At 57.4% G+C, this 25,974-nt stretch carries 27 protein-coding genes; 7 read left to right on the top strand and 20 right to left on the bottom strand.

Annotated features, from left to right (window positions below; all coding sequences use genetic code 11):
- Positions 1-13 precede the first annotated feature (13 nt).
- The 17 genes from FIV03_RS19735 to flgB all read right to left on the bottom strand — a co-directional run bounded on the left by FIV03_RS19735 (position 14) and on the right by flgB (position 14,481).
- The gene (locus tag FIV03_RS19735; RefSeq protein WP_152510696.1) at positions 14-589 is read right to left on the bottom strand and encodes a transglycosylase SLT domain-containing protein; all 576 of its coding nucleotides are present in this window, start codon (positions 587-589) and stop codon (positions 14-16) included.
- Positions 543-1,826: a flagellar hook-length control protein FliK gene (locus tag FIV03_RS19730; protein ID WP_173013893.1), complete on the bottom strand. Its 1,284-nt coding sequence runs from the start codon at positions 1,824-1,826 to the stop codon at positions 543-545. Before FIV03_RS19730 ends, FIV03_RS19735 begins: the two co-directional genes overlap by 47 nt.
- A complete protein-coding gene (locus FIV03_RS19725; RefSeq protein WP_152510694.1) occupies positions 1,816-3,051 on the bottom strand; it encodes a chemotaxis protein in 1,236 nt (411 codons plus the stop codon). The genes FIV03_RS19730 and FIV03_RS19725 overlap by 11 nt, the downstream gene beginning before the upstream one ends.
- Complete coding sequence (locus FIV03_RS19720) at positions 3,051-4,547, bottom strand: MotB family protein (RefSeq protein ID WP_152510693.1); 1,497 nt, start codon at positions 4,545-4,547, stop codon at positions 3,051-3,053. Before FIV03_RS19720 ends, FIV03_RS19725 begins: the two co-directional genes overlap by 1 nt.
- Positions 4,547-5,185, bottom strand: a complete 639-nt coding sequence (locus tag FIV03_RS19715; protein ID WP_055654457.1) for a hypothetical protein — start codon at positions 5,183-5,185, stop codon at positions 4,547-4,549. Before FIV03_RS19715 ends, FIV03_RS19720 begins: the two co-directional genes overlap by 1 nt.
- On the bottom strand, positions 5,185-6,831 hold the full coding sequence (gene fliF, locus FIV03_RS19710; protein ID WP_152510692.1) for a flagellar basal-body MS-ring/collar protein FliF: 1,647 nt from the start codon (positions 6,829-6,831) through the stop codon (positions 5,185-5,187). Before fliF ends, FIV03_RS19715 begins: the two co-directional genes overlap by 1 nt.
- Before the next feature lie 167 nt (positions 6,832-6,998).
- Entirely contained in the window at positions 6,999-7,901 is a 903-nt protein-coding gene (locus FIV03_RS19705; RefSeq protein WP_031268437.1) for a flagellin, read from the bottom strand.
- Between the two features lie 307 nt (positions 7,902-8,208).
- Positions 8,209-8,952: a flagellar type III secretion system pore protein FliP gene (gene fliP / locus FIV03_RS19700; RefSeq protein ID WP_022998502.1), complete on the bottom strand. Its 744-nt coding sequence runs from the start codon at positions 8,950-8,952 to the stop codon at positions 8,209-8,211.
- Positions 8,949-9,449, bottom strand: a complete 501-nt coding sequence (locus tag FIV03_RS19695) for a flagellar basal body-associated FliL family protein (protein WP_152510691.1) — start codon at positions 9,447-9,449, stop codon at positions 8,949-8,951. The genes fliP and FIV03_RS19695 overlap by 4 nt, the downstream gene beginning before the upstream one ends.
- Positions 9,450-9,479: 30 nt before the next feature.
- Positions 9,480-10,184 carry a flagellar basal body L-ring protein FlgH gene (gene flgH, locus FIV03_RS19690; protein WP_022998500.1) on the bottom strand — a complete coding sequence of 235 codons (705 nt, stop codon included), beginning with the start codon at positions 10,182-10,184 and terminating at the stop codon, positions 9,480-9,482.
- Positions 10,184-10,726, bottom strand: coding sequence for a MotE family protein (locus FIV03_RS19685; protein ID WP_209009717.1), 543 nt, complete (start codon positions 10,724-10,726; stop codon positions 10,184-10,186). Before FIV03_RS19685 ends, flgH begins: the two co-directional genes overlap by 1 nt.
- A gap of 193 nt (positions 10,727-10,919) precedes the next feature.
- Positions 10,920-12,026, bottom strand: a complete 1,107-nt coding sequence (flgI, locus tag FIV03_RS19680; protein ID WP_152510690.1) for a flagellar basal body P-ring protein FlgI — start codon at positions 12,024-12,026, stop codon at positions 10,920-10,922.
- A gap of 4 nt (positions 12,027-12,030) precedes the next feature.
- The gene (gene flgA, locus FIV03_RS19675; protein WP_152510689.1) at positions 12,031-12,486 is read right to left on the bottom strand and encodes a flagellar basal body P-ring formation chaperone FlgA; all 456 of its coding nucleotides are present in this window, start codon (positions 12,484-12,486) and stop codon (positions 12,031-12,033) included.
- A 13-nt stretch (positions 12,487-12,499) separates the two neighbouring features.
- Positions 12,500-13,288: a flagellar basal-body rod protein FlgG gene (flgG, locus tag FIV03_RS19670; protein ID WP_075282136.1), complete on the bottom strand. Its 789-nt coding sequence runs from the start codon at positions 13,286-13,288 to the stop codon at positions 12,500-12,502.
- A gap of 48 nt (positions 13,289-13,336) precedes the next feature.
- Positions 13,337-13,669, bottom strand: coding sequence for a flagellar hook-basal body complex protein FliE (locus FIV03_RS19665; protein ID WP_022998495.1), 333 nt, complete (start codon positions 13,667-13,669; stop codon positions 13,337-13,339).
- Between the two features lie 2 nt (positions 13,670-13,671).
- A complete protein-coding gene (gene flgC / locus FIV03_RS19660) occupies positions 13,672-14,088 on the bottom strand; it encodes a flagellar basal body rod protein FlgC (RefSeq protein ID WP_152510688.1) in 417 nt (138 codons plus the stop codon).
- 12 nt (positions 14,089-14,100) lie between these two features.
- Positions 14,101-14,481 (bottom strand): flagellar basal body rod protein FlgB, encoded by a 381-nt coding sequence (gene flgB / locus FIV03_RS19655; RefSeq protein WP_022998493.1) that lies wholly within the window; start codon positions 14,479-14,481, stop codon positions 14,101-14,103.
- Between the two features lie 193 nt (positions 14,482-14,674).
- Here flgB and FIV03_RS19650 point away from each other — a divergent pair, with 193 nt between their 5' ends.
- From FIV03_RS19650 to FIV03_RS19635, 4 genes are all read left to right on the top strand, one after another.
- Positions 14,675-15,220, top strand: a complete 546-nt coding sequence (locus FIV03_RS19650; protein ID WP_152510687.1) for a hypothetical protein — start codon at positions 14,675-14,677, stop codon at positions 15,218-15,220.
- 177 nt (positions 15,221-15,397) lie between these two features.
- Positions 15,398-15,598 (top strand): hypothetical protein, encoded by a 201-nt coding sequence (locus FIV03_RS32055; RefSeq protein ID WP_324252086.1) that lies wholly within the window; start codon positions 15,398-15,400, stop codon positions 15,596-15,598.
- A 243-nt stretch (positions 15,599-15,841) separates the two neighbouring features.
- Complete coding sequence (locus tag FIV03_RS19640; protein WP_152510686.1) at positions 15,842-16,600, top strand: FCD domain-containing protein; 759 nt, start codon at positions 15,842-15,844, stop codon at positions 16,598-16,600.
- Positions 16,601-16,796: 196 nt separating this feature from the next.
- Positions 16,797-17,948 (top strand): fumarylacetoacetate hydrolase family protein, encoded by a 1,152-nt coding sequence (locus FIV03_RS19635; RefSeq protein WP_152510685.1) that lies wholly within the window; start codon positions 16,797-16,799, stop codon positions 17,946-17,948.
- A gap of 59 nt (positions 17,949-18,007) precedes the next feature.
- Here FIV03_RS19635 and fumC read toward each other — a convergent pair whose 3' ends face one another.
- On the bottom strand, positions 18,008-19,393 hold the full coding sequence (gene fumC / locus FIV03_RS19630) for a class II fumarate hydratase (RefSeq protein WP_152510684.1): 1,386 nt from the start codon (positions 19,391-19,393) through the stop codon (positions 18,008-18,010).
- Positions 19,394-19,414: 21 nt separating this feature from the next.
- On the bottom strand, positions 19,415-20,224 hold the full coding sequence (locus FIV03_RS19625; protein ID WP_152510683.1) for an alpha/beta hydrolase: 810 nt from the start codon (positions 20,222-20,224) through the stop codon (positions 19,415-19,417).
- 153 nt (positions 20,225-20,377) lie between these two features.
- Between FIV03_RS19625 and FIV03_RS19620 the strand changes: the two genes are divergently transcribed.
- From FIV03_RS19620 to lexA, 3 genes are all read left to right on the top strand, one after another.
- On the top strand, positions 20,378-21,958 hold the full coding sequence (locus FIV03_RS19620; protein ID WP_152510682.1) for an acyl-CoA synthetase: 1,581 nt from the start codon (positions 20,378-20,380) through the stop codon (positions 21,956-21,958).
- Between the two features lie 92 nt (positions 21,959-22,050).
- Positions 22,051-22,854, top strand: coding sequence for a hypothetical protein (locus FIV03_RS19615; protein WP_209009716.1), 804 nt, complete (start codon positions 22,051-22,053; stop codon positions 22,852-22,854).
- Between the two features lie 121 nt (positions 22,855-22,975).
- On the top strand, positions 22,976-23,686 hold the full coding sequence (lexA, locus tag FIV03_RS19610; protein ID WP_022998485.1) for a transcriptional repressor LexA: 711 nt from the start codon (positions 22,976-22,978) through the stop codon (positions 23,684-23,686).
- Positions 23,687-23,690: 4 nt separating this feature from the next.
- Here the strand turns inward: lexA and FIV03_RS19605 are convergent, their stop codons facing one another.
- Positions 23,691-25,850, bottom strand: a complete 2,160-nt coding sequence (locus FIV03_RS19605) for a ComEC/Rec2 family competence protein (protein ID WP_173013892.1) — start codon at positions 25,848-25,850, stop codon at positions 23,691-23,693.
- Positions 25,851-25,974 lie beyond the last annotated feature (124 nt).

The following is a 25,974-nucleotide window of genomic DNA, read 5'->3' as shown; positions in this document are numbered from 1 at the left end:
TGCTTTTCAGAGATCAGGCGCCGCAGAATTGCTTTGACTGCTGTGTCCAGTTTCCAAAACCGGAAGCAACCATGTTGCGGATCACCGTGCAGACATACCGTTTTTGCGCGGGATCATTGTTCGGCCCCGCGTGATAACGGGCAACAGCCATCGTCCAGGATCCCTGGCGCCGCCTCAGGTCCTTCAGGTACCTTGCCGCATATTGCACATTTGCACGTGGTTCCAGCATCTGATCCACCGAACGGAACTGGTCACCGTGGTAGTGATGGTTGATCTGCATGCAGCCGATGTCGATCAGCTTCTTGCCGTGCTGTTGTGCATCAATCACATCCTGCTTCGCGGCTTGCCGGCTGGGAGGAAACACGGACTTCCCCTCGATATTGAGGGCATAGGGGTACAGCGAGTTGCGCCGACCGGTTTCCGTCAGCCCGACCGCATAAAGCACGCCGAGCGGCACGTTGTACTTTCGCGCTGCCGAGATCATCTCGCGTTCGCAAACGTTCTGGGTCTCGGCAGCCGCAGGCACGCTAACGGCGAGAGCACTAAAGATAGATGCCGTCAGAAAGGCTGATGTCAGAACCTTCCTCATGACCTGTTCCTCTTTTTGTTTCAGAAGTCTGATACGCGTCTTCTCTGGTGTTTTGTCCTGGACGCCCATTCTGCTGTCCGGCACCGTTGCCGGAACTCTGCGGTTGGCCGTCAAACGGGTTGCCGCCACCAGCGCCATTCTGGTTCTGGGCCTGAGGGCCTGAAGCGTTGCTTCCCGCCTGGACCTGGATCCGGTCGTCTCCGGCCTGGATCGTGATGGCATCAGCCTTGAACCCGGTCGCCCTGAGCATCTGATCGAGCAGTTGCCGGTCTTGCTTCAGGAGTTCCGCAGTTTGCGCCCTGCTCGTTACAAGCGACACTTCCACTGTATCACCGACCATCCTGAGAGACACTTTCACGGTGCCCAGCTCATGTGGCGTGAGCTGGATATCCAGTGTTTTCAGAACAGGGCCTTCCGCCTTGGCAGATATGCCACCGTCAAGTGATGCGGAGCTGGAAGCCATATCCTTGACCGCAGCGGCGATCTGGTCACCAACCTGTTGCGCGGGGGAGAGTCGCATATTCGGTGCAAAGTGGGTTTCCTGGCGCAAAACCTTGACGGTGCCCGCCGCTTCCTCCGGCAACATGGACCGGCCAATAGCCCCACGTCCCTCGCCGTCGGAAATTGCCTCCGGTTCGACGCCGAACTGCGCGAAGAGCGAAGACGTTCCGGTCTGTACAGGTCCATCGGGATCGCCAACCGGCATGCCGTTGGCCTGCCCTTGCAGGAGCGAAGGCATCGGGGCTGCACCGGACTGGGCCTGTGACGAGGGAACCTGCCCGGGTTTTCCAGCCAGCACCGCATTTAGTGACAATCCCACATGGGCTGCTGAACTCTGCAACATGGTTTCGGCCTTCGGGTCCGTTTGTCCCTCTGCCGCACCATCCAGGCCTTCGCCATCTTTCGCCTTGCGTGACAGTGCGTTCTGGGAAGCCTGCCGCAGGGCGTCGACAAGATTGCTGGTCGAAAACGCCGCCGAACCTGCCGCCTGTTCCTTGCCGGAACCGGTCTTGCCGTGGGCGCCGCCCGTAGCCCCGTCTGCCTGATCAGATGTTTCAGACCCGGGTTTTCCTGCCGCATCTTCGGCAGCTTCGCCTTTTTTCATGTTCTGCATGACGGCCTGGAATGCAGCCGCGGCTTCTTTGGAAGAGGTTTGCCCGCGCTCGCCCGTTCCAGCGTCCGTCGACTTGCCGGACTTCGGCGCAGTCGGAACGAAAGCCTGAGTGTTAACGCTCATCCTGTTCTCCCAATTGAGCGAGGGACTTTCCCGTCCGGCGCAACAGAACATTCGCAAGTTCCATGTCCGCGCTGACCCAGCTTTGATCTTCAGGAGCGTCCATATTGGTCGCGACGTTGAATTCGCCGATCACGTTGGGCGGCGGCTCCGGAAAATGCCGGACCGAGTTGAGCACGGTGTAGACGCCGTCAAGCATCGCCAGGTCCTGCGCAGTCAGGATCGACTTGTCGATCGACCACAACAGGTCTCGGTTTGCTGTAATGAACTCCGGGTCGAGACGGGTCGCCGCAAGATAGATCTTCAGGATTTCGTTTTCCTTGGTGCCGTCGACGGTTAGCGTCAGCGCTTCTCCCGTTGCCTTTCGCGCGACATTCAGATGGCCTGCCAGCAGGGCGGAACGGGCCAGACGAAGATAAAGACCGCGCCTGCTGTCGGCATCGAATTCGTGCAGCACGTCATCCAGGAGCGCGAACTTGTCCTCGCTTTTGACAAATCCGAGCGTGTCCAGTGACAGGGCAAATCGCCTGCGGAAATCACCAGCGTAGACCGACGTGCGGAACCGGCGAAGATACCGGATGCTGAGAACTCGAAAGCGATCGACGTTGCCGGTCATCCCAGCGACGAAGACTTCCCGGCGAAGAGCAGCTTCCTCAACGAGCGTTCCAGGCATCAGTAGGCTGGCGACCTGAAGCAGTTCCATCGCCTTTTCCGGATCCGTGCGGATGTAGGGTGCAGCCTTTACCAGTGCGACATGCCCCCCCAGGCTTGCCGGCAGTTCCAGCGGATCGATCTCCGCCAGAAGAACGACCATGTCCTCTTCCCTGCCTTCGACATAGGCAAGCGACGCTTCCATAAGTTTGCGGTCGACAGCGGGTGCCGGATCTAGAGACAAGAGATACCGCATTACGTCTGGATGTCCGCCACTCAGAAGATGGATGACGGCCGCCCGGGCGTTGCGCGGTTCCTGCCACGCATCGGCTGGCAACACGACAAAACTTGCGTCCATCTTTGTCAGCAAGGCTCGCTGCGCCTGCATCGCATGGCTGTTGCCCTGTGCGATCTGCTCCTGCAGGGACTGCAGCGACCGGATCATTTCAAATGGTTCCGGATCCGAAGTCTGCTTGCCAACCTGCTGCGCCCAGCCAGCCGACGCCCAGAAGACGGCCGCCATCAAGCCAAGGAGCAGACCTTTGACGCAAGGGATCCTGATGGAAAGGCAGCACATTACCGAGCCCCTTCCAGCAAGTAGATCTCAATCCGCCTGTTGGAGGCAGCAAGAGGATCGGACGGAACCTTCAGATCCTGATCGGCATAGCCTTCGACCCGGTTGAACCTGTCCTTGCCGACACCTCCGCGAGTGAGCATGTAGAGAGCCATGTGGGCGCGTGCCGACGACAAGCGCCAGTTGTCATAGGTCTTGCTTTTGAAAGGGCGCGCGTCCGTATGACCCTTGATGACAATCTGTCCCGGAGTTTCGGCAACCACCTTGCCAATCCGTTCAAGCAGTTTGACGAGTTCCGGGCGCGGCTCGGCAGACCCGATTGCGAACATACCGAAGTTCTGGTCATCGGTAAGGCTGATCAAGGCTCCCTCACCTTCTCTCGTCACCGTAATCTGACTGGCGGTTTCCTCAAGAGCTGTCCCTTCAGTCTGGGCAAGGACTTCCGAAAGACGGGCGACCAGTACCTCGGCGCTGCTTTCCGTGAAGTCTTCTTCGTAGGTGCCCTCACCGTCTCCAGTACCAATGACCGTTTCAGTCTGGACTTCAGCGATCACCTCGGTTGAAGACGCCGCAAGCGACTTGCCAAGCACATGAGCGACGACCTGATCCGTCGTATCCCCGTTGTCGGGAAGTGCGCCGTTGCCGACAAATTCAAAGGACGTCGTTCCGGATTGTTCCGCCATGTAGTCCCCGTTGCTAGGCCCATTTCGAGGGGCAGTGTTTCCGTTTTGACGGGTAACGCCGGTGTCAGGTTGCGTGCCATCTTCAAACGGCGCGGCAAAGGCGAATTCGCCGGCCAGAGCCTGGGAAGAAGGCGCGGTACCATCGCCCGGCAAACTTACGTCAGGCGCTGCTTCGGCACTGGCGACACCTCGGCCAGGACGGAACTGCCAGAACATCGGATCAAAGGGATCCCGATAGGCCTGCCCACCCTGAACGCCTTCGTTTTTCTGAAGGCCTGTACCGATACCCTTTGGGTTGTCCTCCCGCACATCAGCGACACGGATTTTCTGCGAAAGGGTGTCGAGTACGGCATAGGGATCCGTGAAAAGGATCGATTCCGAATGGGTCTGGGTAAACTGCCCCGAGGCCGGCGCTCCGCCCATCTCCGGTGTCTCGACCACCTCCTCCAGTCTATGTCCCTTGTCCAGGCCATCACCGAAGTTCTCATCCTGATCGACCGGCGCATCAGACCCACCCAATTTGCCGGTGAAAAGCTTGGTGCCGGCTTCGTTGGTATCGCCGTTGATCTCCGGATCGTTCAGGCCCTTGCGGTTCGGAGCCGTGGAGGCAAGTTTGACCGGGTTGAAATACTGCGCAACGCCGCGACGCACGCTGTCGTCGGTCACGTTGATCAGCCACATGACCAGGAAAAAGGCCATCAATGCGGTCATGAAATCCGCGTAGGCAATCTTCCAGACGCCATGTGGCAGCTGATCGTCTTCCCAGCTGTTCTTGCGCCGGACAATTACGATTTCATTCGGGACGCCGTCCAACATCAGTCTGCCTCCCCTTTCAAGGCTTCAAGCTGGCCGAGCCATTGTCCGAGCCGTGTTTCAATGGTTGTCTCGTCAAGCAGAGCCACCAGTTCGACTTGATCAGCATGCTGAACGTCGATCCGGTCTCTCAAGGCCGGCAACTGCTCCAGCACTCGGCTGACCAGAGTTTCCGGTCCGCGCAGCCTGATCATTTTGCCCTCCGTTTCCTCGGTCAGTTGCCGAAGATTGCCGGCAAAGGCATCGACCAGCTGGTCGACGATCTGCTCTGTCAGGAAAGGTTGAAGAAGCTTGGAGAGCGAATAGGAGATCCGCTGCTCCATCACATTGAGGAAGCCTTCGATGGAGGCGCTGACGTTGGCCGATTCACGCATGTCGAACCGGTCACGCTCGTCTTTGAGCTGCCTTGCGTGCTCCTCGCGCTCCTGTTCCAGGATGGCCTGAAAATGAGCCATCGTGCGGTCACTGCCTTCCGCCAGACCGCGCTCGTATTCGGCCTGGAGCTGTTCTTCCAGGCTGGGTTCGGGCACAGCTTCCTCGCAAGGCTCCAGAACGTCCACGAGAGCGGGATCGAATGCACCGAAGGACTTGAACCTGGAGGCGGACAGGACGGGAATATGGGAAGCGATTGAGGTGGTCATTAGATGCGCTCCGATTCATAGAGCCACTGGCGCAGGATCGCTGCAGACTGTTCCTCGTTGAACTCCAGCAAGGATTCCAGCTTCCGGAGCGCAGACTTGTTGCGCCGGCTGTTGAGGTCCTGCAGCATGTCGGAATGATCCGGCGGCATCAGGAAAGTCTGATCCCCGTCGACTGCTTCTGCAGCCCCTTCCGCAGCCTCCGGCAGCATTCCGAGTTCGGCCATTTCGACCTGCGGCTTGGCCATTTGCGGCACCAGGGCAGCCACGGCAGGCCGCAGACCGAACCAGATAACAAGCATCGACACGGTCAGGATTGCGAGCGCATTGATGATGTTGCCGGACTGGCGCATCAGATACTCGGTGATGCTGATCGGCGGGATCGGCTCCATGGCCCGGCCGCCGTCGATGAAGTCGACAACAGCAACCTTGACCAGGTCTCCCCGTTCTTTTTCAATCCCCGCAGAAGAGGCAACCAGAGCTTCGATTTCCGTCAGCTGTTCATCCAGTTGAGCCTGGGTCGGTTCGCCGCCAAGAGACTGTGCAAGACGGGACTTATCAACCAGAACCGCAATGGACAGACGGTCGACACGATAGCCATCCTGAGAGGTCTCGATGCGCTTGGAGGAAATCTCGTAATTGACGGTTTCCTCGCGCCGCTCGTTTTCTTCGCTGGAACGCTCACCGTTGTCCGCGGACACATCCTCTTCAGGAAGGTTCTGCTCGACCGTTGTCGGTGCCGAGACGCTGGAATTCTGAGCGTTCTCGTTTTCGCGAATGGTCCGGATGGATCGCTCGGTCCGCGAGTCCGGATCGAAAATCGTCTCGGCAATCGTCTTGCGGTCCGTGTTCAGTTCTGCGGCGACACTGACCTCGAAGTTGTCCAGGCCAAGATATGGTGTCAGGGTCTTGCGAATGTTTTCCTGGATCCGGCTGCTGACAGCAGTCTCAAGGCTGGCAAGCTGGCCTGCGGAGGCCTTGGTCGGATCCTTGCCGGCCGCCAGGATACCTCCGGACGTGTCGAGCACTGTAACCTTGTCGGCCTGCATGCCCGGAACACCGGCAGCAACCAGGTGGCGGATGGCATCGGCGGTTCGAACATCGTCCGGCACATCGGAACGGATGACGACAGATGCCGACGGCGGCTGCTGATCGCGCCTGAAAGATCCTTTCTCTGGCAACACGATATGAACGCGCGCTGCCCGGATCCCCTTCATGAGCTGGATGGTTCGGGCAAGCTCGCCTTCAAGCGCTCGCACCCGGGTCACTTCCTGCATGAAGGAGGTCAAGCCAAGCGACCCCAACTCGTCGAAGAGCTCGTAGCCGGAGTTGGCTCCACGCGGGAGACCCTTTTCGGCCAGAAGCATGCGCGCCTTGGCTGTCTGCGCATGGCTCACCATGACGGCGGAGCCTTCCGAATTGATGTCGAAAGGAATGCCTGCGTCCCGCAGCGCGGAACCGATGCGAGTGACGTCTTCACCGTCGAGACCCGTATAGAGGACGGTCTGTTCCGGTCGGCTCAAGTAATATGCTCCCGCGCCGACGGTTGCGATTGTGGCGAGCCCGATCAAGGCGAGCGCGATAAGTCTGCGCACTCCCAGTTCCATCAGGTTTGCCCATAGTTTTTCGGCGTGTTCACGGCCCGGCATGCATAACCCCTTCATGCACGTAACGTTCTGTTTGACCCACTATCGGAACTGGACCTTGTGCGAGCCTGTCACCCGGGCTTGAAGACGGAAATTCTGAACACAAAAAAACCGCGCCCCGAAGGGTGCGGTCCTCTTGCCTGGAAATCCGGTCAGATAAACTGGTTGGATTAACGGAACAGGGACAGAATGTTCTGCGAACCCTGGTTGGCGATCGACAGAGCCTGGATACCGAGCTGCTGCTGAGTCTGCAGAGCCTGGAGGCGGGTCGATTCTTTGTTCATGTCAGCATCCACGAGCTGGCCGACACCACGGTCGATCGAGTCGATCAGAGCGGACACGAAGTCCTTCTGCAGATCAACGCGCTTCTTGGTGGATCCGAGCAGGGTTGCGGAGTCTGTGATGAGGCCCAGAGCTTCGTCGACATCCGAGATCATGCCTTCCAGAGTGGTCAGGTCGGCAGCGCTGTCCGTCAGAGCGGAGATGTCGATGGTGTCGACAACGTTACCGTTCGTCAGAGCACGGTCAAGGATACCGGTACCACCACCAGTGGTGTCATAGAGCTGGGTAGCGGTGATATCAACCGTGGTCGTCAGAACGGAAACCGCACCACCGACGCGGGTGAAGGAGCTGACGATTTCTTTCGACGTAACGGTGGTCACGTCGGAAGACAGCCAGTTTTCACCGTTGAAAACAGCGGATTCGGCAGTCGACTTAAGCTGGTTCTGCAGTTCGTTGATGTCGGACTGGATCTTGCCGCGGTCGACACCCGGAGTACGGGCAGCAACAAGCTTGGCTTTGATTTCGTTCATGACATCAACAGTGCTGTCCATAGCAGTGTACATGACGTCGACGGTCGCAGCACCCAGACCCAGAGAGTCTTCAACGGCGCTAAGAGCCATGTTGTCAGAACGCATGGTGGTTGCGATGGACCAGTAGGCAGCGTTGTCTTCCGCGCCGGCAACGCGATAACCGGTGGAGATGCGGTTCTGCGTCTCTGCCAGGTTGGCGCTGGTGTTCCGCAGAGTCTGCAGAGCGGTCATTGCGGAAGCGTTCGTCATCAAGCTAGACATGATATGTCCCTTCAATGTGTCAGTGTGTACTGGATTGGATTGGGACATGCCGGGTTTGCACCGGCACAGCAGGAGCAGCGTCATGCTTTTGAACCGTGGGTAGTTTGGGGTTCAACCTGCTGTGAAAATGACCCTAGCGGCTCAATCTTGCGTGAAGCTTACGTCGATACGGGCAATTTGATCTTTTTCGAATTTCACCGAGACGCAACGTTAAATCGGAAGATATAATCGCTCGCGATCATATCGCTGAAAACAAAAAAGCGGAGCCTTTCGGCCCCGCCCTTTTGCGCCCCGACGCCCCCGTCGGTTACAAGAATGATCGCACAAGACTACCGACCAGTAGGTTCCATCCGTCGATCAAAACAAAGAACAACGCCTTGAAAGGCAACGATATCACCGTTGGCGGCAACATCATCATGCCCATGGACATGGTGATCGTTGCTACGATCATATCGATCACGAGAAAAGGCAACGCGATCAAAAATCCGATTTCGAAACCCCGGCGCAATTCGGAAATCATGAAAGCCGGTATCAAGACACGCAGTTCAACTTCCTCTGCAGAGGCCGCTTCGTTTTCTGTCACGCGGCCGGCCGCTAGGTCATCAAATAGAACGAGATCTTCTTCGCGAACCTGGCTGAGCATGAAGTCCCGGAAGGGAGTTGTGATCCGCACGTAGGCCTCTTCCTCGGAGATTTCGTTGTTCATCAGAGGTTGAACACCCTGCTCCCAGGCTTTGTCGAAGGTTGGAGCCATGACATAAAAAGTCATGAAGAGGGCCAGCGAAATGAGGATCAGGTTACCCGGTGTTGTTTGAAGACCGATACCGGACCTCAGGAACGAAAAAGCGATCACGAAACGGGTGAAGCTCGTCACCATGATGAGGATGCCCGGAGCCAGAGAAAGCACAGTCAAGAGTGCAATCATCTGGATGATACGGCCGCTGGCACTTCCCTCTCCTGCAGGTAGCAACGCAGAAAGATCCGGCACCTGGGCAGCAGCAGCACCCGTCATCGCGACCAGTACAAGGCCGGCAACAAGAAGACGGCTCATTGAATAACCACCGATTCCAGAATGACTTCGTTCACCTGACCTCTGGTGCGTGTCTGAGCGCGCTCGGTGAGATCTTCGCGAAGATGCTGCAAACCGATCCCCCCCTCCAGATGAGAGAGCGTAAGCGTGCGCATGTAGCCGAGAAAATCGTCCTCGACCTTTTTCTTGAGCACACCAACATCACCGTCCGGATCGTCTTCCAGAAGAATTGAAGCCTGCAACCTTATCCAGGCATCTTGCGGCGACGCCAGATTTGTCACGAGCGGTTCAAGCGTCTGCAGGCGTGTCGAAGGCGAAAACGGCAACGTTTCGGTGAAGCTCTGTTGCTGGCGAAGCCGGCCATGAACTTCCTCTTCGGTGTAGTCAGCAACATATTTTGCAAGGCCCGCTCCAGCGCCACCGCCAATCAGCGTCAGGAGCACCAACGCCGCGACGAAACCGGAGCTGCGCTGATTTTCCTGCGCACCCTCAAAAGGAACTTCGATGATATTAGGCATTTGGGTCTTTCCGGTACTTTCAGGAAGTGCTCAGAAGGGCGTCACGATGTCGTAGATCTGCTGCCCCCAGGCCGGTTGCTGAACCTCGGTGATCCTGCCGCGGCCACCATAGGAGACCCGCGCTTCGGCAATCTTGTCGTAAGGAATGGTGTTGTTGGCCTGGATATCCCGCGGACGCACGATTCCGGCGATTTGCAGGATGCGCATCTCGAAGTTGACGCGCATTTCCTGCGAGCCGGAGATCACCAGGTTGCCGTTCGGCAGGCGGTCCGTGACCACGGCCGCAACGGACAGCTGGATTTCTTCCGACCGATCAATAGAGCCGGAACCTGCGGATCCGGAGCCGGAATCAACGCCAAGATTGCCGCTGCCACCATGCCCGATGCCATCCCAGTCGTAATCCATGGTGCCGCCCCAGCCGATATCGGAAGTGCGGCGGCGATCCGAACTGTTGTCCATGTTCGCGCGGTCATTGATCTGGATGGTCACGGTCAGCACATCACCGACTTTCTTTGCACGCGGGTCTGCAAAGAAATTGTCGCGACCGCTGGCCCACAAGGAGTTGTAGTCCTTGACCGTGCCCTGGCCGAAAGTGCTTAGCGGATAAGCTGCCGGCTGTTGAACGGCAAGTCCGTATCCGACCGGAGACATCTCCGGTGCGCGGCCAACGTCTTCCAGCTGCCCGGCACAGCCGGTCAGCATCGCAGCTCCTAGGGAGATCACAAAAGCGCGCATCAGAAACTCCGTTGTATTTCGGGATGGGTCAGGCCCATCATCGATTGGGTCAGCTGGGCAGCACGGGAAGGTTCCATCTCGTCGAGAATGCTGCTGGCAACACGGGCCTTCAGTTTCAGGAGAACGCCAACGGCGGCTTCCTCGTCGGTCGTCTGCAGCTGCGCCGCAGCTGCTTCCGGACGCATGCGCCCGATAATGGAGACGACCTGGTCCTCGACTTCGTTGAGAAGGTCTTCGCGCCGCTCGACCCATTTTTCGAATTCGCGCTCTTTGCGCTGCAATTCTTCAATCCTGTCCCGGAGGCTTGCCTCCAGGCTGATCAGTTTCCAGGTCTGCCACTTGATACGCGCATCCGAAGCCGCTTCGGCGATGTTCTTGCAATAGAGCTCGCTGTCCTGTGGCGGTACGGGCGCAATCGCGCTTTCGCCTGCCTGCGGCTTCTGACGCGGCGCCTGGGCAATGGCCTGGCCGCCGAATGTGAGCGAAACTGCCGCAAGCACCAGAAGCGTGAATGTGCGGCCGCGGTCCAAATGTCGTGGCATAAGGCCTTCCCTTGTGCAGAACCTCTTTGACCGCACAATCGGAGATCGAGCTTGCGTGAGGCTGTCGCAAAAAAACGCCGCTTCAAAAAGCGGCGTTTCAGAATTACTTTCATGAAGGTGACGTCATCCCGCCCTTCAGGGTTTCAGACCACATAAGTGCTGGTTTCCCTGTCTGAATAGGAGCAGGTCTGACTTATTGCACCACGAGTTCCGCCTGTAGCGCACCGGCTGTCTTGATCGCCTGAAGGATGGCGATGATACCGGTTGGTCGCAGACCGATCCGGTTGAGACCTCGCACCAGCGTGGGCAGGTCCGTTCCACCGACAACAGCCAGTTGACCACCGCTTTCCTGAGCATCGACATATGTTCGTGGCACGACCACAGTCTGGCCGTTCAGCGAGAACGGCGACGGCTGCGAAACCTCGGGTGCTTCCGATATACGAACCGTCAGATTGCCATGGGTAATCGCAACGGTCGAAATCTGAACATCCTTGCCAATGACCACAGTCCCTGTTCGCTCATCGATCACGACCTTCGCAATCTGGTCAGGCGTCACCCGAATAGCTTCAATTTCCGCGATGAACCGCGTGACACTGATGTTTTGCGGCGGAGTGAGTACGACGGTGCGATAGTCGCGCTCCTTGGCCACCTTGATGCCGTATCGCTCCCTGGTGAACTGGTTGATCGCGTCGGCAATACGCACTGCAGTGCGGAAATCCGGATTGGAAAGTTCGAGAACCAGGTTGGGTATTTGCGAAAATTTAGCCGGCAAATCTCTTTCGATGAGACCACCGTTTGGAACCCGACCGACGGTCGGTATACCCTGGGTCAGGCTTTCCGCCTGCCCCAGTTCCGCGAAACCGGACACTGCAACGGGGCCCTGCGCGACCGCGTAGATCTGCCCATCAGCCCCCAGTAAAGGGGTAGCGATGAGGGTCCCCCCGGCAAGTGACGTAGCATCGCCAAGCGAGGAGACACTTACGTCGATCGTCGATCCCTGACCGATAAAGGACGGCATTTCGGCGGTCACGACAACGGCCGCTACGTTACGCGTCCGAAGCCGCGCATCGCGTACGTTCACCCCCAGACTGTCGAGCATCGATTGCAGCGATTGCTCCGTGAATGGGGAATTGCGCAACGTATCGCCGGATCCTTTCAGACCGATAACGAGGCCATAACCGACAAGCTGGTTGTCGCGCACCCCTTGCAGACTGGCGATGTCCTTGATCCGCACCATGGACATTGCCGACACCGGCAAGGCCAATAGTGCAGCCAGAACAAAAACGAGTAACCGGGTCATAAATTCAGTTCTCCACACGTATGGTGCCGTCTTCTTGAACCCGTCCGGAAACAACCAGACCGCTATCGACATTGCGTACGCGTACGAAGTTGCCGGCTCCGCCGTTCTGAAGAGCTTCCACCTGCATGATGATCACCAGCCCCTGCTCACGGAAGACCAGTCGCGCCGGCTCACCACGACGAACAAGGACCGGCTTTTCGACCGAATTGATCGGTACCGGCTGTCCTGGAAGCAACGTACGCCGTGCAACCATGCCAACCAGTTGGCCCCTGTTGGTAGACACCGCGAATTGCTGCGCTGTCCGCGTTGGAAACGATCGTTCGATCAGATCCTGGTGAGTGATTTCGGTTCCAGCCGGTATGGTCTGGCGCGGAACCGGCAGATCTATGCCTCCCGCTGCTTTCGCTGCCCCGGTGCTGAAGATCATGACCAGCGCCAGGAAAAGGGATCGGATCGTCATTACCTTCTCCCTGTTAGCGAATGCCGTTGGTGACGGTACCGGCCATCTCGTCGGCGGCTTTCATGACCTTGGAGTTCATTTCATAGCCGCGCTGAGCGCTGATCAAGGCAGTGATTTCCTTCACCGGATCAACGTTTGAGCTTTCCAGATACCCCTGGCGAACCACGCCGAAACCCGGATCACCCGCAACACCGGTAACAGGCGTGCCAGAGGCCTCGGTTTCACGGAAAAGGTTGCCACCCACTGGTTCCAGACCGACATCGTTGGCAAAATTGGAAAGCGTCAGCTGTCCGAGTTCACGAGGCGTCATCTCGCCATCGACCTTGGCATAGACCTGACCCGACTCATTGACGACAACTTCAATGGTTTCTTCCGGAATGATGATCGCCGGTTCGACGGCATAGCCGTCAATGGTCACCAGTCTGCCGTCGGCATTCTTGTTGAACGAACCGGCCCGGGTAAACAGCGTTTCGTCATCAGGGCCGGTAATTTCGAACCATCCCCGCCCGTCGAGCGCAACATCGAACTGGTTGCCGGTGTTGGTCAGCGAGCCTTGGGCATGGAGTTTGCGGATCCCGGCGGTACGAACACCCAGACCAAGCTGAGCGCCTTCCGGAACCGGATCTTCACCACCCCGGTTCGGCACGCCCTGGAGGCGCTCGGCCTGATAGAGAAGGTCTGAGAATTCCGCCTGCGAACGCTTGAAGGACGTGGTGTTCATGTTGGCGATGTTGTTGGCGACCACTTCGACATTCGTCTGCTGGGCGCTCATGCCGGTCGCGGCGATAGCAAGGGCTTTCATGGATTTTCTCCTGGTAATTACAATCGCTTATCGAGGCCAAGCCTTCGATCAGATCGACATGCGGCTGATTTCCTGATAGGCGCTCACGACCTTGTCGCGGATGGCAATTGCGGTCTGGAGGGTCGATTCAGCAGCCATTACGGCCTCGACCACCTGCTGAACCGAAGCCTGTCCGTCGACACCTGCAATCGATACCGCTTCGCCTTGCTTGATCTTGTCGATCGCATCGGTCGAAACTTTCGCCATCGCATCGGAGAAACTGGTTTCGCCTACGGCGCCCGTGCCGCCAAGATCCGGCGTGCTCGCCGTGTACCTGGTGGTGGAGGCAGCTTTCAGGACGCCGTCGGTCGACGATGTCAGCGCGGAGATTTCATTGATCATGATCAGTTCCTCAACAGGTCAATGTTGCGCATGACCATCTCGCGGGCCTGCGTCATGACTTTCAGATTGGCTTCGTAAGAGCGGTTGGTTTCACGCATGTCGGCCAGTTCAAGCAGCGTGTTGACATTCGGCATCTTGACGTAGCCGCTTTCGTCCGCTGCCGGATGGCCGGGGTCGTATTCCACCGCGAACTCGGCTTTGTCCTTGCCGATGTCCTTCACGGACACCAGGTTGGCCTGGACGGCGCGGCTGAATTCACTTTCAAACGTGATGGTCTTGCGCCGATAGGGATCATCGCCGGCGGCTTCACCGGTGGAGCGGGCGTTGGCGAGGTTTTCGGACACAACTCTCAACCGCTCCGACTGCGCTCTGAGACCGGCGCCGGAAATCTGCAAGGTTGCGGAAAGCGGATCGGACATGATTGTTTTCCTTTAGGATTTCACTGTGGAGAGGTACATGCGGTGAAAGGACTTCGCGATACTGGCGTTCAACGAATGATCGCGCGCGACCTCTCCTGCCTTCATGAGTTCCTGTTCCAGACTGACGGAGTTACCGGAATGCGTAACCGTCCAGCTATCCGCCTTTTCGACATCGGATTTGCGCGCAGCTTCCATGGTCTGGCCAAGATGGCCGTCATGGGTCGCGGTCATGGCAAGCTGGGTCTTGCTGATCACTGTAGTGAAAGGTTCCAGGTCCTTGGAGCGGAAGCCTGGCGTATTGGCGTTGGCAATGTTTTCGGCAATGGTCGCCTGGCGGACGGACAGCCAGTCATTGCTATTCGAAACGAGTTTGGTCAGGAACACAGGTTCCATAGAAGACCTCCTATCAGCTCAGGTTGCCCCAAGGGATAGTCAGCCAAGCTTGCCCGAAACTGTTCGACCGTGATGATTGGGCAGGGTTCCTTTCCGGACGCCTGCGACGCAAGTTTCGCACAATCTTCGGTGTGCATGCATTACCGGTGCGGGCGTCCCTGCCCTTTCAGTATTCGGTATTCGGGAGAAGCGTATGAAACGTCTGCAGCCGCCGACCTGCGCAAGGAAAGCAGCCAGACCCTCGGGCCACCCATTCATATATCGCGCCTTCATGATGCACCGTGTCCCGTTGGTGAAGGCTGGGCTCCTGCAGGCTGCAATCGCTGCTTCAGTTGCCTGCCTGGTACCAGAAGCTTCTGCCCAGACCACGAACTGCGACGCTTACGCAAGAGCCTACGCAGATGCGCATATCAACCCGGATCAATCGGACATGCCGATCGTCGACGGCGCGATGGAAGGAGCCGTTGCAGGTGGCGCCTGGGAAGGCCCAAGTGGAGCACGCAGGGGGGCATTGACAGGCGGGGCACTTGCAGTGCTGGACAACCTTGGCAGCACTCCGGCTGGTTGGCGCGGTTTGTACGATCTTGCATATCGCCTTTGCCGGAACGCACAATCACCAGTCACACACCGCCCCTCGACGCTGGGAGATCCCAGCTATCGGCCCGCACTCCCCGGTTCCAGCAGACCAGAGCCCTTAAGGCCAACGGGACCGCTTGCCCCATCAAGACCCAACAACTGAGGTTGTGCCATGTTTTCATTTCTGTCTTCGAAACGGGACTCCATTGCCGCAGCAATTCAGCGTCGCCTGCATCCGCGCCAACGCACAAGATTGCGCCCCGCGAAACTTGCAAGTCTGGACAATGAATTTATTTGCGATTGCACGATCAGGGACATTTCCGATGGAGGTGTCCGTCTAGTGCTGAACGAGGTTACCGACCTGCCGGAAGAGTTCTACGTCTTCGATGCCGTCCCCAAAACGGTTGCCGAAGTGCAGCTGCGCTGGCGCGATGGACTGGCCGCCGGAGTTGTCTATTTAGTTCCACCTGCAAGTATCCGACACTTCAAGAACACCGGCGTCAGAAAACTTGCACAGAGGCTTTATGCTCTGGATGGCTAGGTCTCGAGTAATTGTCCTACAAATTTCAAAGCAGCAAATTCATTTCCTTGCCTGAATGGTCAATAATTCAAACAGCAGCGACATAAAGAGACTCCAGAAGCGACGTATTAGCTTTGCAAAAGGTCGTGGCAACTCATTAAATCTAGTATTTTATAAAATTCGCTTGTAAAACATGCGCAGGACACAACGCCGGTCTCGCCGATCAAGTACGATTGGAAAGACCCGACTGCCTGAGTCTGTTGAATGGATAATAAAAAGCGTAATTTCTTCGAACTTCCGGACAAGGTCCTTACATCCCTGCCGACGGGGGCAGTCAAAGATACGGTCGAACATCTCGGTAGAAAGATTGCGCGGGGAGAATATCCGACAGGCGCGATCCTTCCGCGTGAGGACGAACTTGTCGACAGCCTCGGTGTTTCGCGAACTGTGGTCCGAGAAGCCATCAAGGTGCTTTGCGGCAAGGGACTCGTTCGAACGGCACGCAGATATGGGTCTCGGGTCTGCCCCTTTGACGACTGGAACCTTCTCGATCCGGACGTCATTCGCTGGCATGACCCAAGAAGTCCGCAAACTGCGAGAATCTATGCGGAAGCAACCGACCTCAGACTGATTTTCGAGCCGGAGGCCGCCGCCCTGGCGGCCGTCAACGCAAGCCGGGAGCAACGCGACACCATTCTTGCAGCCGCACGTGCCATCCATCCCCTGGATGGTCAGGAAAGCATGATCGGAGCCGACTACATGTTCCATGCCACGATCCTGCAGGCCAGTGGCAATCAGATGCTTTCCCAGCTCCAGAATCTGATTTACGCGGTCATGCTCTTTTCCTATGCCGCCTCACAACGAACCCCTCCGGAAGAAAAGATTGCGCGTCGCAATCACGTCGGCGTTGCTGAAGCGATCGATTCCGGAGATGCAGAACTGGCGCGTGGACGCATGAAAGACATGCTGGTGCAAAACAAGGCCATGGCGGACAAGCTGGTCGCTTCGACCATCCACGAGTGACGTGGTTCGCGGCACACCTGTTGGTCTGTCTGGTAAACAGAGACAGACACCGGTTATTTCTTAACCGGATACCCGCTCTCTCAAGAGCACCCGTGGAGTGACGCCTGCGTTTTCACATTTGTTGGACAACTGAGAATTTTCCCAGCAGACTAGGGAAAACCAACAATGATGGCCTAACGGCCAATCCGGGAACGCCATGAAATTCTATTCAGAAACCGAATTGTCCTCCGGCACTTTTTTGGGCCGTGTCTGGCGACCCGATGTCAAGGGTCCTGCCGTCGTCACACTGCGAGAAAACCGCGTTTTCGACATCACGTCCGCAGCCGCCCCCACCGTTCGGGATATTTGCGAACTAACGGAACCGGCTGCCTATGTTGCCGCAGCTAAAGGAGAAGATCTTGGCACTCTGGATGAAATCGCGGCTGGTACCTGCAGCGATCTCGCCAACCTGCATTTTCTGGCTCCCAGCGATTTACAGGCAGTGAAGGCATGTGGTGTGACCTTCGCAAATTCCATGGTCGAACGCGTGATCGAGGAGAAAGCGGCAGGAGATCCTCAAAAGGCCGAAGCCATCCGGGCACGGGTAGGTGCAACCATCGGCGACAGCCTGCGTAACCTGCGAGCCGGATCCGAAGAAGCTGCCAAGGTCAAACAAGCGCTTATCTCCGAGGGCCTCTGGAGCCAATACCTGGAAGTCGGCATTGGCCCGGATGCCGAGGTCTTTTCCAAGGCGCAGGTTCTTTCCTCTGTCGGCACCGGAGCCGACGTCGGACTGCACCCGGTGTCCAGCTGGAACAACCCAGAGCCGGAAGTGGTTCTGACAGTCACCTCAAAGGGGGTGATTGTTGGCGCGACTCTTGGAAACGACGTCAATCTGCGTGATGTCGAAGGCCGTTCGGCTCTGCTCTTGTCCAAGGCAAAGGACAACAATGCATCCTGTGCTATCGGACCGATGATCCGACTATTCGACCAGGGATATTCGCTGGATGACGTTCGATTGGCAGAGTTGGACCTGACGGTGGAGGGAACGGACGGCTTCATCCTGAAGGGAAGATCTTCGATGAAGGAAATCAGTCGGGACCCTGTGGATCTGGTCCGGCAAACCCTGGGCCGTCACCATCAGTATCCCGACGGGATCATGCTGTTTCTCGGTACCCTCTTCGCACCGACGCAGGACCGGGACGTTGCCGGAGAAGGTTTCACTCACAAACTGGGCGACGTCGTCACAATCGAAAGTCCGGGCCTTGGTCGATTGAGCAACACGGTCCGGCTTTCGACCGAATGTCCGGAATGGACATTCGGCATAAGCTCCCTCATGCGCAATCTCGCACAAAGGGGTCTCTTGTAGTCGTACGCCGAATTGCCCAGCGCATCACGAAAGCGCTCATCTGGAAGCATTCGGCCGACCTAAAGCGACGGCTGGACCATCTTCGCCGGAACAACAACCCGGTCGAATTCCTCCGCACTGACGAATTCAAGGTCAAGGCACGCCTGCTTCAAGGTCAGATCGTGCTCGAACGCATGGTGTGCGGCATGACTGGCCTTGTCATATCCGATCACCGGACTTAGCGCTGTCACCAGCATCAGGGATTGATCCAGAAACTCCCTGATGCGCTTCTCGTTCGGCTCCATGCCTTCCACCAGGAAAAGGGAGAAGTTGGTGCAACCGTCGCCCATGATCTTTACCGACTGCAGGATCGCATTGATCATCAGCGGCTTGTAGACATTCATTTCCAGGTAGCCACTGGCGCCACCTATCCCGACGACGACGTCATTGCCCATCACCTGTGCCGCAACCATCGCCAGTGCCTCGCACTGCGTCGGGTTTACCTTGCCTGGCATGATCGAAGAGCCGGGCTCGTTTGCCGGAATTTTCAGCTCAAAGAAACCGCAGCGAGGTCCACAGGACAAGAGGCGGATGTCGTTTGCGATCTTGAACAAGGAAACTGAAAGCGTCTTCAAGGCTCCGCTCAACATGACGAGAGCATCATGCGCCCCCTGAACCGCAAACTTGTTCGGAGCCGTATAGAACGGCAAATCCGTCAGTTCCGCGATCCGGGTGGCAGACAACTCCGCAAAAAGGGGATGAGCGTTGATGCCCGTCCCGACTGCGGTTCCGCCCAGCGCCAGTCCATAGACATCCTTAAGGGCAAAACTGATGCGCTCAATGTCCTGACGCAGCATTTCCGCATAACCGGAAAACTCCTGACCAAGCGTCAAAGGCGTGGCGTCCTGCATATGCGTTCTGCCGATCTTTATGATGTCGTCCCAGGCGTCGGCCTTGTCTTGCAGGCTCTTGTGGAGCATCTGCACGCCGGGCAAGAGGCGATGTGTCACCTGGAGTGCAGCGGCCATGTGCATCGCTGCGGGAAAGCTGTCATTGGACGATTGGGACAGGTTCACGTGATCGTTCGGATGAACCGGATCCTTTGACCCCAGCACACCACCGGCAAGGGCAATGGCGCGATTGGAGATCACTTCGTTCACGTTCATGTTGGTTTGTGTTCCGCTGCCGGTCATCCAGACGTGCAACGGAAAATGGTCGTCAAGTTTTCCATCAATAACTTCGTCGGCTGCCAGGACAATCAACCGCGCAAGATCTGCATCCAGCAACCCCAGCTCTTCGTTTGCAAGGGCCGCCGCCTTCTTCAAAATGCCATAAGCGTGGACAAGCTCTATCGGCATCAGGTCGCTACCGATGGAAAAATACTTCAAGGAGCGCTGTGTCTGTGCCCCCCAGTATTTGTCCTCCGGCACGTCTATTTCGCCGATGCTGTCGCTTTCAGTACGCATATGCGCCTCCTCGTGAGTGGCTCAAGGGGCCAGCAAGGTTTCCGTCAGTTCACTATCGGGATCCTTCAAACCGTCTATGACATCGAAATGATGGCGGCCCGGATCCTCCTTGTAGGTGGCCATTGGCCAGGCATCCGCAAGGAGTTTCGATTGCCTTAGAAACTCCGGGCGCTCCGCTCCGCCGACCCAGGCGACTACCGGACAGTCGACGGCGGGCACCATCAATGCCGCACTTTCGGCCATGGCATCGTCTTCGTTCATCTGGAAGGACTTGTTCATCACCGTGTTTCTGAGCGGGCGAAGGTCGTGCAATCCGCTGATGGAAACAACACGCTCGATTCGATCCAGAACGTCTTTCGGCAACCGGCTGTCTTCGCAAATCATGCGTGTGACCAGATGCCCTCCGGCGGAATGCCCGGCAAGACGGATCGGGCCACCAACGCGAGCAGCCGCCTTCGTAATCGCAACGGAGATTTGCCGCGTAATATCTGCGATCCGCACATCAGGAGCCAGATCGTACGACGGCATGCATACGGTCCAACCTCTTGCCAGGCAGCCGCTAGCAAAATGCGACCAGGAACTCTTATCGAATCTCAGCCAGTAGCCCCCGTGCACGAACACGACGAGCCCTTTGGACTTCCTCTGCGGCCGAAACACATCGAACCGCTGACGATCTCCTTCGCCGTAAACGACATCCAGATCCTTTTCGACCCAGCTTTTCCGGAAGGTCTCCGCTTCCTGCGCCCAGCGCACGATGAAATCGTCAGCGCCCGGAATATAGGCAGCATTTGAATAGGCATCGTCCCAATCAAAAGTCGTCATCTCACTCATTCGAAATCCTCAGGCAAACGTCGAAACCAATTGGCGGCATCCTTGCACGATTTACCTAGAAAGCGGAACGGTCTGAATGCCAATCTCAACTTGTCAAACGGACAGCCATCAACCTAACGTCTGAAAAAACCAGTAGTCGGGAGGCAAACTTAGATGGTGGAGCGCTGTTCCAATCGCGTGGCAAATCTTGCGCATTTTCTGTCCAGGAACGCTGCCCGGTGGCCCTCAGGTCCCGCGGTTGTCCAGGATGGGGTCACCTTGAGCTGGTCACAAATCGATTCGCGTGTCTCCGCACTTGCCAAGGGCCTCCAATCGGAATTCGGAGTTTCCAAGGGCGACGGCTTGCTGGTCCAGGCCCAGAACTCGCACCAGATGATCGAGATCATGTTGGCCGCATTTCGTCTTGGAGCCATCTGGGTTCCCTGCAACTTCAGACAGGCTCCGGGGGAAACGGCCTATGCTGCGGAAAAAGCGAAGGCGAAGGTTTTCCTGTGTGACGCGGATTTTGGTGCTCAGGCCGAAGCAATACGAAACGCCAGAGTTCAGCTGTCAGGATGCATTACAATTGGAGCCAGCGACTTTGGCACAAGCTATGAGGATCTCCTCTCCCGTTACCAGGGACAGGTCCTGCCGAACGAGGCAGTGGACTATAACGATCCCTGTTGGCTGTTCTTCACCTCAGGGTCGACTGGCCGCCCGAAGGCAGTTGTCCTCAGTCACGGGCAGATCGGATTCGTTTGCGTCAACTACATGGCAGACCTGTTGCCGGGGACGACGGAGCGCGATGCGTCGCTGGTCATAGCTCCATTGTCGCACGGCGCAGGGTTGCAACTGATTGCCCAGCTATCAGTTGGTTCCACTCATGTTCTTTTGCCCGGAGGCGGCTTCAATCCCTCGACTGCATTCGAGTTGATCGAAAAACACAAGGTCAGCAATCTCTTCACTGTTCCCACAATCGTCAAACGCCTGGTGGAAGACCCTGCTGTCGATCAGCACGATCACTCGAGCCTTCGTCATGTCATTTATGCGGGGGCTCCCATGTACAGGGAGGACCAGAAGCTGGCTCTCCAGAAATTGGGGCACGTTCTGGTGCAATACTACGGACTTGGCGAGGTCACCGGAAACATCACCGTGCTACGGCCACAGGATCATTTTCTGGAGGATGGACCTGAGACACGCAGCGGCACATGCGGTACGGAGCGCACTGGTATAGAGGTTTCGATTCAGGACGAGGATGGCAATCATCTGCCCCCCAATGAAACGGGTGAAGTCTGCGTCATCGGTTCGGCAGTCTGTGCCGGCTATCTGGAAGACGAAGACGCCAACCAGAAGTCTTTCCGGAACGGCTGGTTCCGCACCGGAGACATCGGTCACATGGATGAACAGCGGTACCTCTTCCTGACAGGCCGAGCTTCGGACATGTACATTTCTGGCGGCTCCAACGTCTACCCGAAGGAAGTCGAGGAAGTGCTGCTTACACATCCGGATATTTCCGAGGTCGCAATTCTCGGCATTCCGGACCGGCAATGGGGTGAAGTCGGCCTTGCCGTTTGTGTCCCTGCCCCAGACAAGTCACCCGACCCACAGGAACTCAGCGACTATCTGAATGGCAAGATCGCCCGCTACAAGATGCCTGCACGTTATCTCTTCATTCCCGCAATGCCGACAAGCGCCTATGGCAAGATCACCAAGAAACTGGTGCGGGAGCATTTGACCGAGAAAGGCCTGTTGTGAGACGGCCCGCCCCCAGGTCTCTGTCCGACATTCGTCATCCCGGCCCTTCTGCCATCAATCGGCTCCCCCTTGCCAGATGTCAGGCGAATCCTTTGGAAATCTCCCTGGCAGAGCAAACTCCCTTGCTGGAGGCGCTGGGCCGTTTCGCCACGCACCAGGGACTGAGCTCCGCCGTTCTCGATCTTTCCGGGCTTATGCTCGAAGCGTTCGACTTCGTAATGCCTGCCTGTGCAATCGATGACCGACATGCAGCCTGGTACAGCGACACGCACTCCTCGAAAGGCGCAACACTGGAGTCCGCAGTTGCCATTCTCGGGATGCGAGATGGTGAATGGTTCGCTCATGTACACGCTTATTGGCACGAGGAAGAAGTCGAGCACCTTGGCCACTTACTGCCGCATACGCTGAAGGTTGCGCATCAGGGGGCCATCAAGGGGTACGGCCTGCAAGGCGCAGCGTTCGTGGCATCGCTGGATCCGGAAACCGAATTTACGTTGTTTCGTGTGCAACAGGATGACGAACAGTCACGGACAACCGACTACAATGCGCTCATCACCACACTCGCTCCGTTTGCCGACCTGACGGAAAGCATCCAAGAACTCGCAAAAGAGCTGAAAGCCCCCTCCTACGAAGTCTATGGACTGGGCAGTCTGGCCGGAGCAGCGTTCCGCGATGCCCAGCCGATGACAGGTCTGATTTCGGAGATACTCCTGTCTGCAAACGCTGGCGCGAAACCGGATCAAGAGCTTTGCGTCCCAATCCGCGCCGTTGATCTCGACGGTGGACTGCATCGGGGCATTCTTGCCTCTGGTGGAGCGCCGACTTTGATCACCTGTGAACTGCTGATCATGACCGGATCGAAGGACGACCTAAATCCGATATCGGAGACGGATTGAATACGGCACGTTGTTCGACGCCAAGAACAGTAAGAGAACATTTACCCTTGAAGAACACAATGAGAACAGGTACCATGTTCTTGATTTGTACCAGATGTTTTCTCGGTCAGGGGACGCCTACATGCTGACGCGCAAGCAGTACGAACTGCTCATGTTCATTCACGAAAGACTGAAAGAAACCGGTGTGCCGCCGTCTTTCGACGAAATGAAGGATGCGCTCGACCTGCGCTCCAAGTCCGGCATTCACCGCCTGATCACCGCGCTTGAAGAACGTGGCTTCATTCGACGCCTGCCGAACCGGGCCAGAGCCATGGAGGTTGTTCGTCTTCCGGACTCCATCGCACCCGGCCTGGGCGCTCCACGGCCAAGAGGCAGCTTCTCACCTGAAGTCATTGAAGGCTCACTCGGCAAACCGGAGCCGGAAAAAGCTGCACCGGTTCCGGTGTCCAGTGTTACTGAAATCCCCGTCATGGGCCGCATCGCAGCCGGCGTCCCCATCGAGGCCATTCAAACACACAGCCATTCCATCACAGTGCCGCAGGACCTGCTTGGTCGCGGCGAACACTACGCGCTGGAGGTTCGTGGCGATTCCATGATTGAGGCCGGCATTCTGGACGGTGATACCGTTCTTATCCGCCGGACCGACAGCGCCGACAGTGGCGACATCGTTGTCGCACTTGTGGACGATGAAGAAGCCACCTTGAAACGGCTGCGCAAGAAAGGCGCTTCCATCGCTCTTGAAGCAGCCAACCCGGCGTATGAAACCAGGATCTTCGGCCCCGGCCGCGTTCGTGTTCAGGGCCGCCTCGTTGCCCTGTTTCGTCAGTATTGACCAGTCACTCCTCTGCGCGCGCTTCGGCCACCGAGGCGCGCTCGGCTTGGCGCAAGCTGTCTCTTGTTACCGTTCCCTGCTGATGCCAGGGGCGCGGTGGATCAGGGATGGCAAACTTCAGTTTCTCGATTTTCAGATTTTCGTTTGGCGGATGGCCCGGTGCACTGGCACCGCTCGTAGCATCTGTGGCCTGGCTGAAATCACCGGGCGATAGCCAGATGGAGGCGGCACCACGTTCGGTGCGCGTTCCGTGATCCAGGACGAGGGCTACACCGCAGCTCTCCGGAGCGACAAGATCGGTCACGACCAAATCGGCATATCGGCAATCCAGCTGAAACGCTTCAAATGTCTTTGGCTGCGCGATTGCAAGAAAGGATCGCCTGCCGTCCAATCGTTCTGCGTCCTCTGAATTGACGTAGGCCCTGATGACACAACCGTCCCCATCGCAATTTCTTTGAGGCGATTTCATCTTGTGCGACAAGATCGCATCACTCCTCACTCCTTCCGACTGCAGCCAGAGATCACTTGCAAACGATCTCCCCCTTGCTGCGTAGCGCAAAGTTCCCGATTCATCGCGGGCAGCAATTCGAGAGCCGCTTGCGGCAATCTGGATATCCGGAGGCCGGCTGGTGAGTATAATCAATATTCCTGCGACAAGAGGCAGTCCGGCGAGCACACGCTTTCTGCCAGGCACCAACAATCCGGCAAATAATGCTGATAGCAACAGCAACGCAGCAGCCCCGTCGAGCCTTCCGGAAGTTCCGCTGCCGGCATCCAGGGTTGCGGTAAAGGAAGCAACCTTCAACAGAAGTGAAACGCCTAGAGACATGACAGCCAGAGGGAGAGCTGCAAGGCCGAAGGGCATCAGAACGAATGCAAGTACTCCCATCGGCATCACAACAAGTGAAAACACCGGCATTCCCAGCAAGTTGCCGACAAGGCCATAGGGCGCGATGCGGCTGAAGTGATGAGCTCCTATGATGCCGGTCGCCAGCCCTGCGACCAATGCGGTGACGAACAGCCCCGCAACCCACTTGCCTAGGTAAAGACAAGTCGCCATGCCCCATCCGGACACTCTTTCACCAGATGACAGGGAACGATCTCGCTGCCGCCACAGGTCATAAACGGCGACGAGGCAGATCACGGCAGCGAAGGACATCTGGAAGCCGGGAAAAAACAACCGCTCGGGAGCAATCAGCAAGAGCACGAGGCCGGCCAACGCCACGCTTCGCAGGGTCAGGCCGCGCCGCCCCACCAGAATTCCGACAAAGACAATCGCAATCATCAGGAACGAGCGTTGCGTCGCAACTGCACCACCGGACAGAAGCAGATAAATAACTGCAGCACCAAGAGCTGAAAGTGCAGCCCATTTGTGCACCGGCCACCTGAGCGTCAGGACAGGCACCAACGAAAAGAGCAGTAAGACCGCGCCATAGGCGCCGCCGGCAAAGAGCGCCATATGCAGTCCGGAAATTGCAAGAATGTGAGCCAGTCCGGCGGCCCGCAAAATCTCTTCATGCTCTTCGGTTATTCCGCTGCGGTCTCCAACCAGAAGAGCAACGATCAGTGCTGTTTCCGGCCCTTCCGAAAGATTGCCCCTGATACGCTCCGCGAGGTCTATTCGAAGCTTGGAAACGGCAACGGCCGGGCGAAATTCATTTCCAACGTCCTCAGTATCGATGACCTCGGGGGACCCGAAACTGAAACCCGTCGCTCCAATCTGCTGAAAGAAGGCCCGGAAGGAAAAATCGTATCCTCCTGGAAAGACGGGACCTGCAGGAGGAAACAGCCGCGCACTGACGCTCACGGTGCGCCCCACTTCAATGTCGCTTCCTGCCGGAACGCGCAAGCGCACCTTAACGGGGAACTCGCCTTCCTCGACAGGACGCCCATTGACCGTGGATACGGCCAGCACGATCCGGTGACCGGCTGCCCCGCTGTCAATCTCTTCTATGTAACCAACAAGATCCGTGTTCATCTGTTCGGCAAGGCGCGGCGCCGAAACATATGCCGTGCGAAGACTGGAGGCTGCCAGTCCGGCAAAGAATGCCAGGAGGAGAACGACGGAAACCGCCACCGTGCCTCGCTGCTTCACACGCCAGAGAACCGCGCTTACCAGCACGACCAGAAATCCCAACAGAACCCAGGAAGGTTCTTCGGGCAACGAAACGTAAACTCCAATTCCCGCGGCAAACGCGAAGGCACACCACAACAGCCCTTGCGAATCCCAAAGACGATCTGCTGACGCATTGTGAGCGGAATAAGTGTGACCAGCGCCCGCTAGCCTT

This window comes from Labrenzia sp. THAF187b (assembly GCF_009363375.1).
Classification (GTDB): Bacteria; Pseudomonadota; Alphaproteobacteria; order Rhizobiales; family Stappiaceae; genus Roseibium; species Roseibium algicola.
Note: the sequence above shows the minus strand (reverse complement) of the source record. Positions and strands in the feature narration are given on the sequence as shown.

Coding starts and splice junctions, on each gene's coding strand:
- FIV03_RS19735 (WP_152510696.1), bottom strand. CDS start 589: ATGAGGAAGGTTCTGACATCAGCCTTTCTGACGGCATCTATCTTTAGT.
- FIV03_RS19730 (WP_173013893.1), bottom strand. CDS start 1,826: ATGAGCGTTAACACTCAGGCTTTCGTTCCGACTGCGCCGAAGTCCGGC.
- FIV03_RS19725 (WP_152510694.1), bottom strand. CDS start 3,051: ATGTGCTGCCTTTCCATCAGGATCCCTTGCGTCAAAGGTCTGCTCCTT.
- FIV03_RS19720 (WP_152510693.1), bottom strand. CDS start 4,547: ATGTTGGACGGCGTCCCGAATGAAATCGTAATTGTCCGGCGCAAGAAC.
- FIV03_RS19715 (WP_055654457.1), bottom strand. CDS start 5,185: ATGACCACCTCAATCGCTTCCCATATTCCCGTCCTGTCCGCCTCCAGG.
- fliF (WP_152510692.1), bottom strand. CDS start 6,831: ATGCCGGGCCGTGAACACGCCGAAAAACTATGGGCAAACCTGATGGAA.
- FIV03_RS19705 (WP_031268437.1), bottom strand. CDS start 7,901: ATGTCTAGCTTGATGACGAACGCTTCCGCAATGACCGCTCTGCAGACT.
- fliP (WP_022998502.1), bottom strand. CDS start 8,952: ATGAGCCGTCTTCTTGTTGCCGGCCTTGTACTGGTCGCGATGACGGGT.
- FIV03_RS19695 (WP_152510691.1), bottom strand. CDS start 9,449: ATGCCTAATATCATCGAAGTTCCTTTTGAGGGTGCGCAGGAAAATCAG.
- flgH (WP_022998500.1), bottom strand. CDS start 10,184: ATGCGCGCTTTTGTGATCTCCCTAGGAGCTGCGATGCTGACCGGCTGT.
- FIV03_RS19685 (WP_209009717.1), bottom strand. CDS start 10,726: ATGCCACGACATTTGGACCGCGGCCGCACATTCACGCTTCTGGTGCTT.
- flgI (WP_152510690.1), bottom strand. CDS start 12,026: ATGACCCGGTTACTCGTTTTTGTTCTGGCTGCACTATTGGCCTTGCCG.
- flgA (WP_152510689.1), bottom strand. CDS start 12,486: ATGACGATCCGATCCCTTTTCCTGGCGCTGGTCATGATCTTCAGCACC.
- flgG (WP_075282136.1), bottom strand. CDS start 13,288: ATGAAAGCCCTTGCTATCGCCGCGACCGGCATGAGCGCCCAGCAGACG.
- FIV03_RS19665 (WP_022998495.1), bottom strand. CDS start 13,669: ATGATCAATGAAATCTCCGCGCTGACATCGTCGACCGACGGCGTCCTG.
- flgC (WP_152510688.1), bottom strand. CDS start 14,088: ATGTCCGATCCGCTTTCCGCAACCTTGCAGATTTCCGGCGCCGGTCTC.
- flgB (WP_022998493.1), bottom strand. CDS start 14,481: ATGGAACCTGTGTTCCTGACCAAACTCGTTTCGAATAGCAATGACTGG.
- FIV03_RS19650 (WP_152510687.1), top strand. CDS start 14,675: ATGAAACGTCTGCAGCCGCCGACCTGCGCAAGGAAAGCAGCCAGACCC.
- FIV03_RS19640 (WP_152510686.1), top strand. CDS start 15,842: ATGGATAATAAAAAGCGTAATTTCTTCGAACTTCCGGACAAGGTCCTT.
- FIV03_RS19635 (WP_152510685.1), top strand. CDS start 16,797: ATGAAATTCTATTCAGAAACCGAATTGTCCTCCGGCACTTTTTTGGGC.
- fumC (WP_152510684.1), bottom strand. CDS start 19,393: ATGCGTACTGAAAGCGACAGCATCGGCGAAATAGACGTGCCGGAGGAC.
- FIV03_RS19625 (WP_152510683.1), bottom strand. CDS start 20,224: ATGAGTGAGATGACGACTTTTGATTGGGACGATGCCTATTCAAATGCT.
- FIV03_RS19620 (WP_152510682.1), top strand. CDS start 20,378: ATGGTGGAGCGCTGTTCCAATCGCGTGGCAAATCTTGCGCATTTTCTG.
- lexA (WP_022998485.1), top strand. CDS start 22,976: ATGCTGACGCGCAAGCAGTACGAACTGCTCATGTTCATTCACGAAAGA.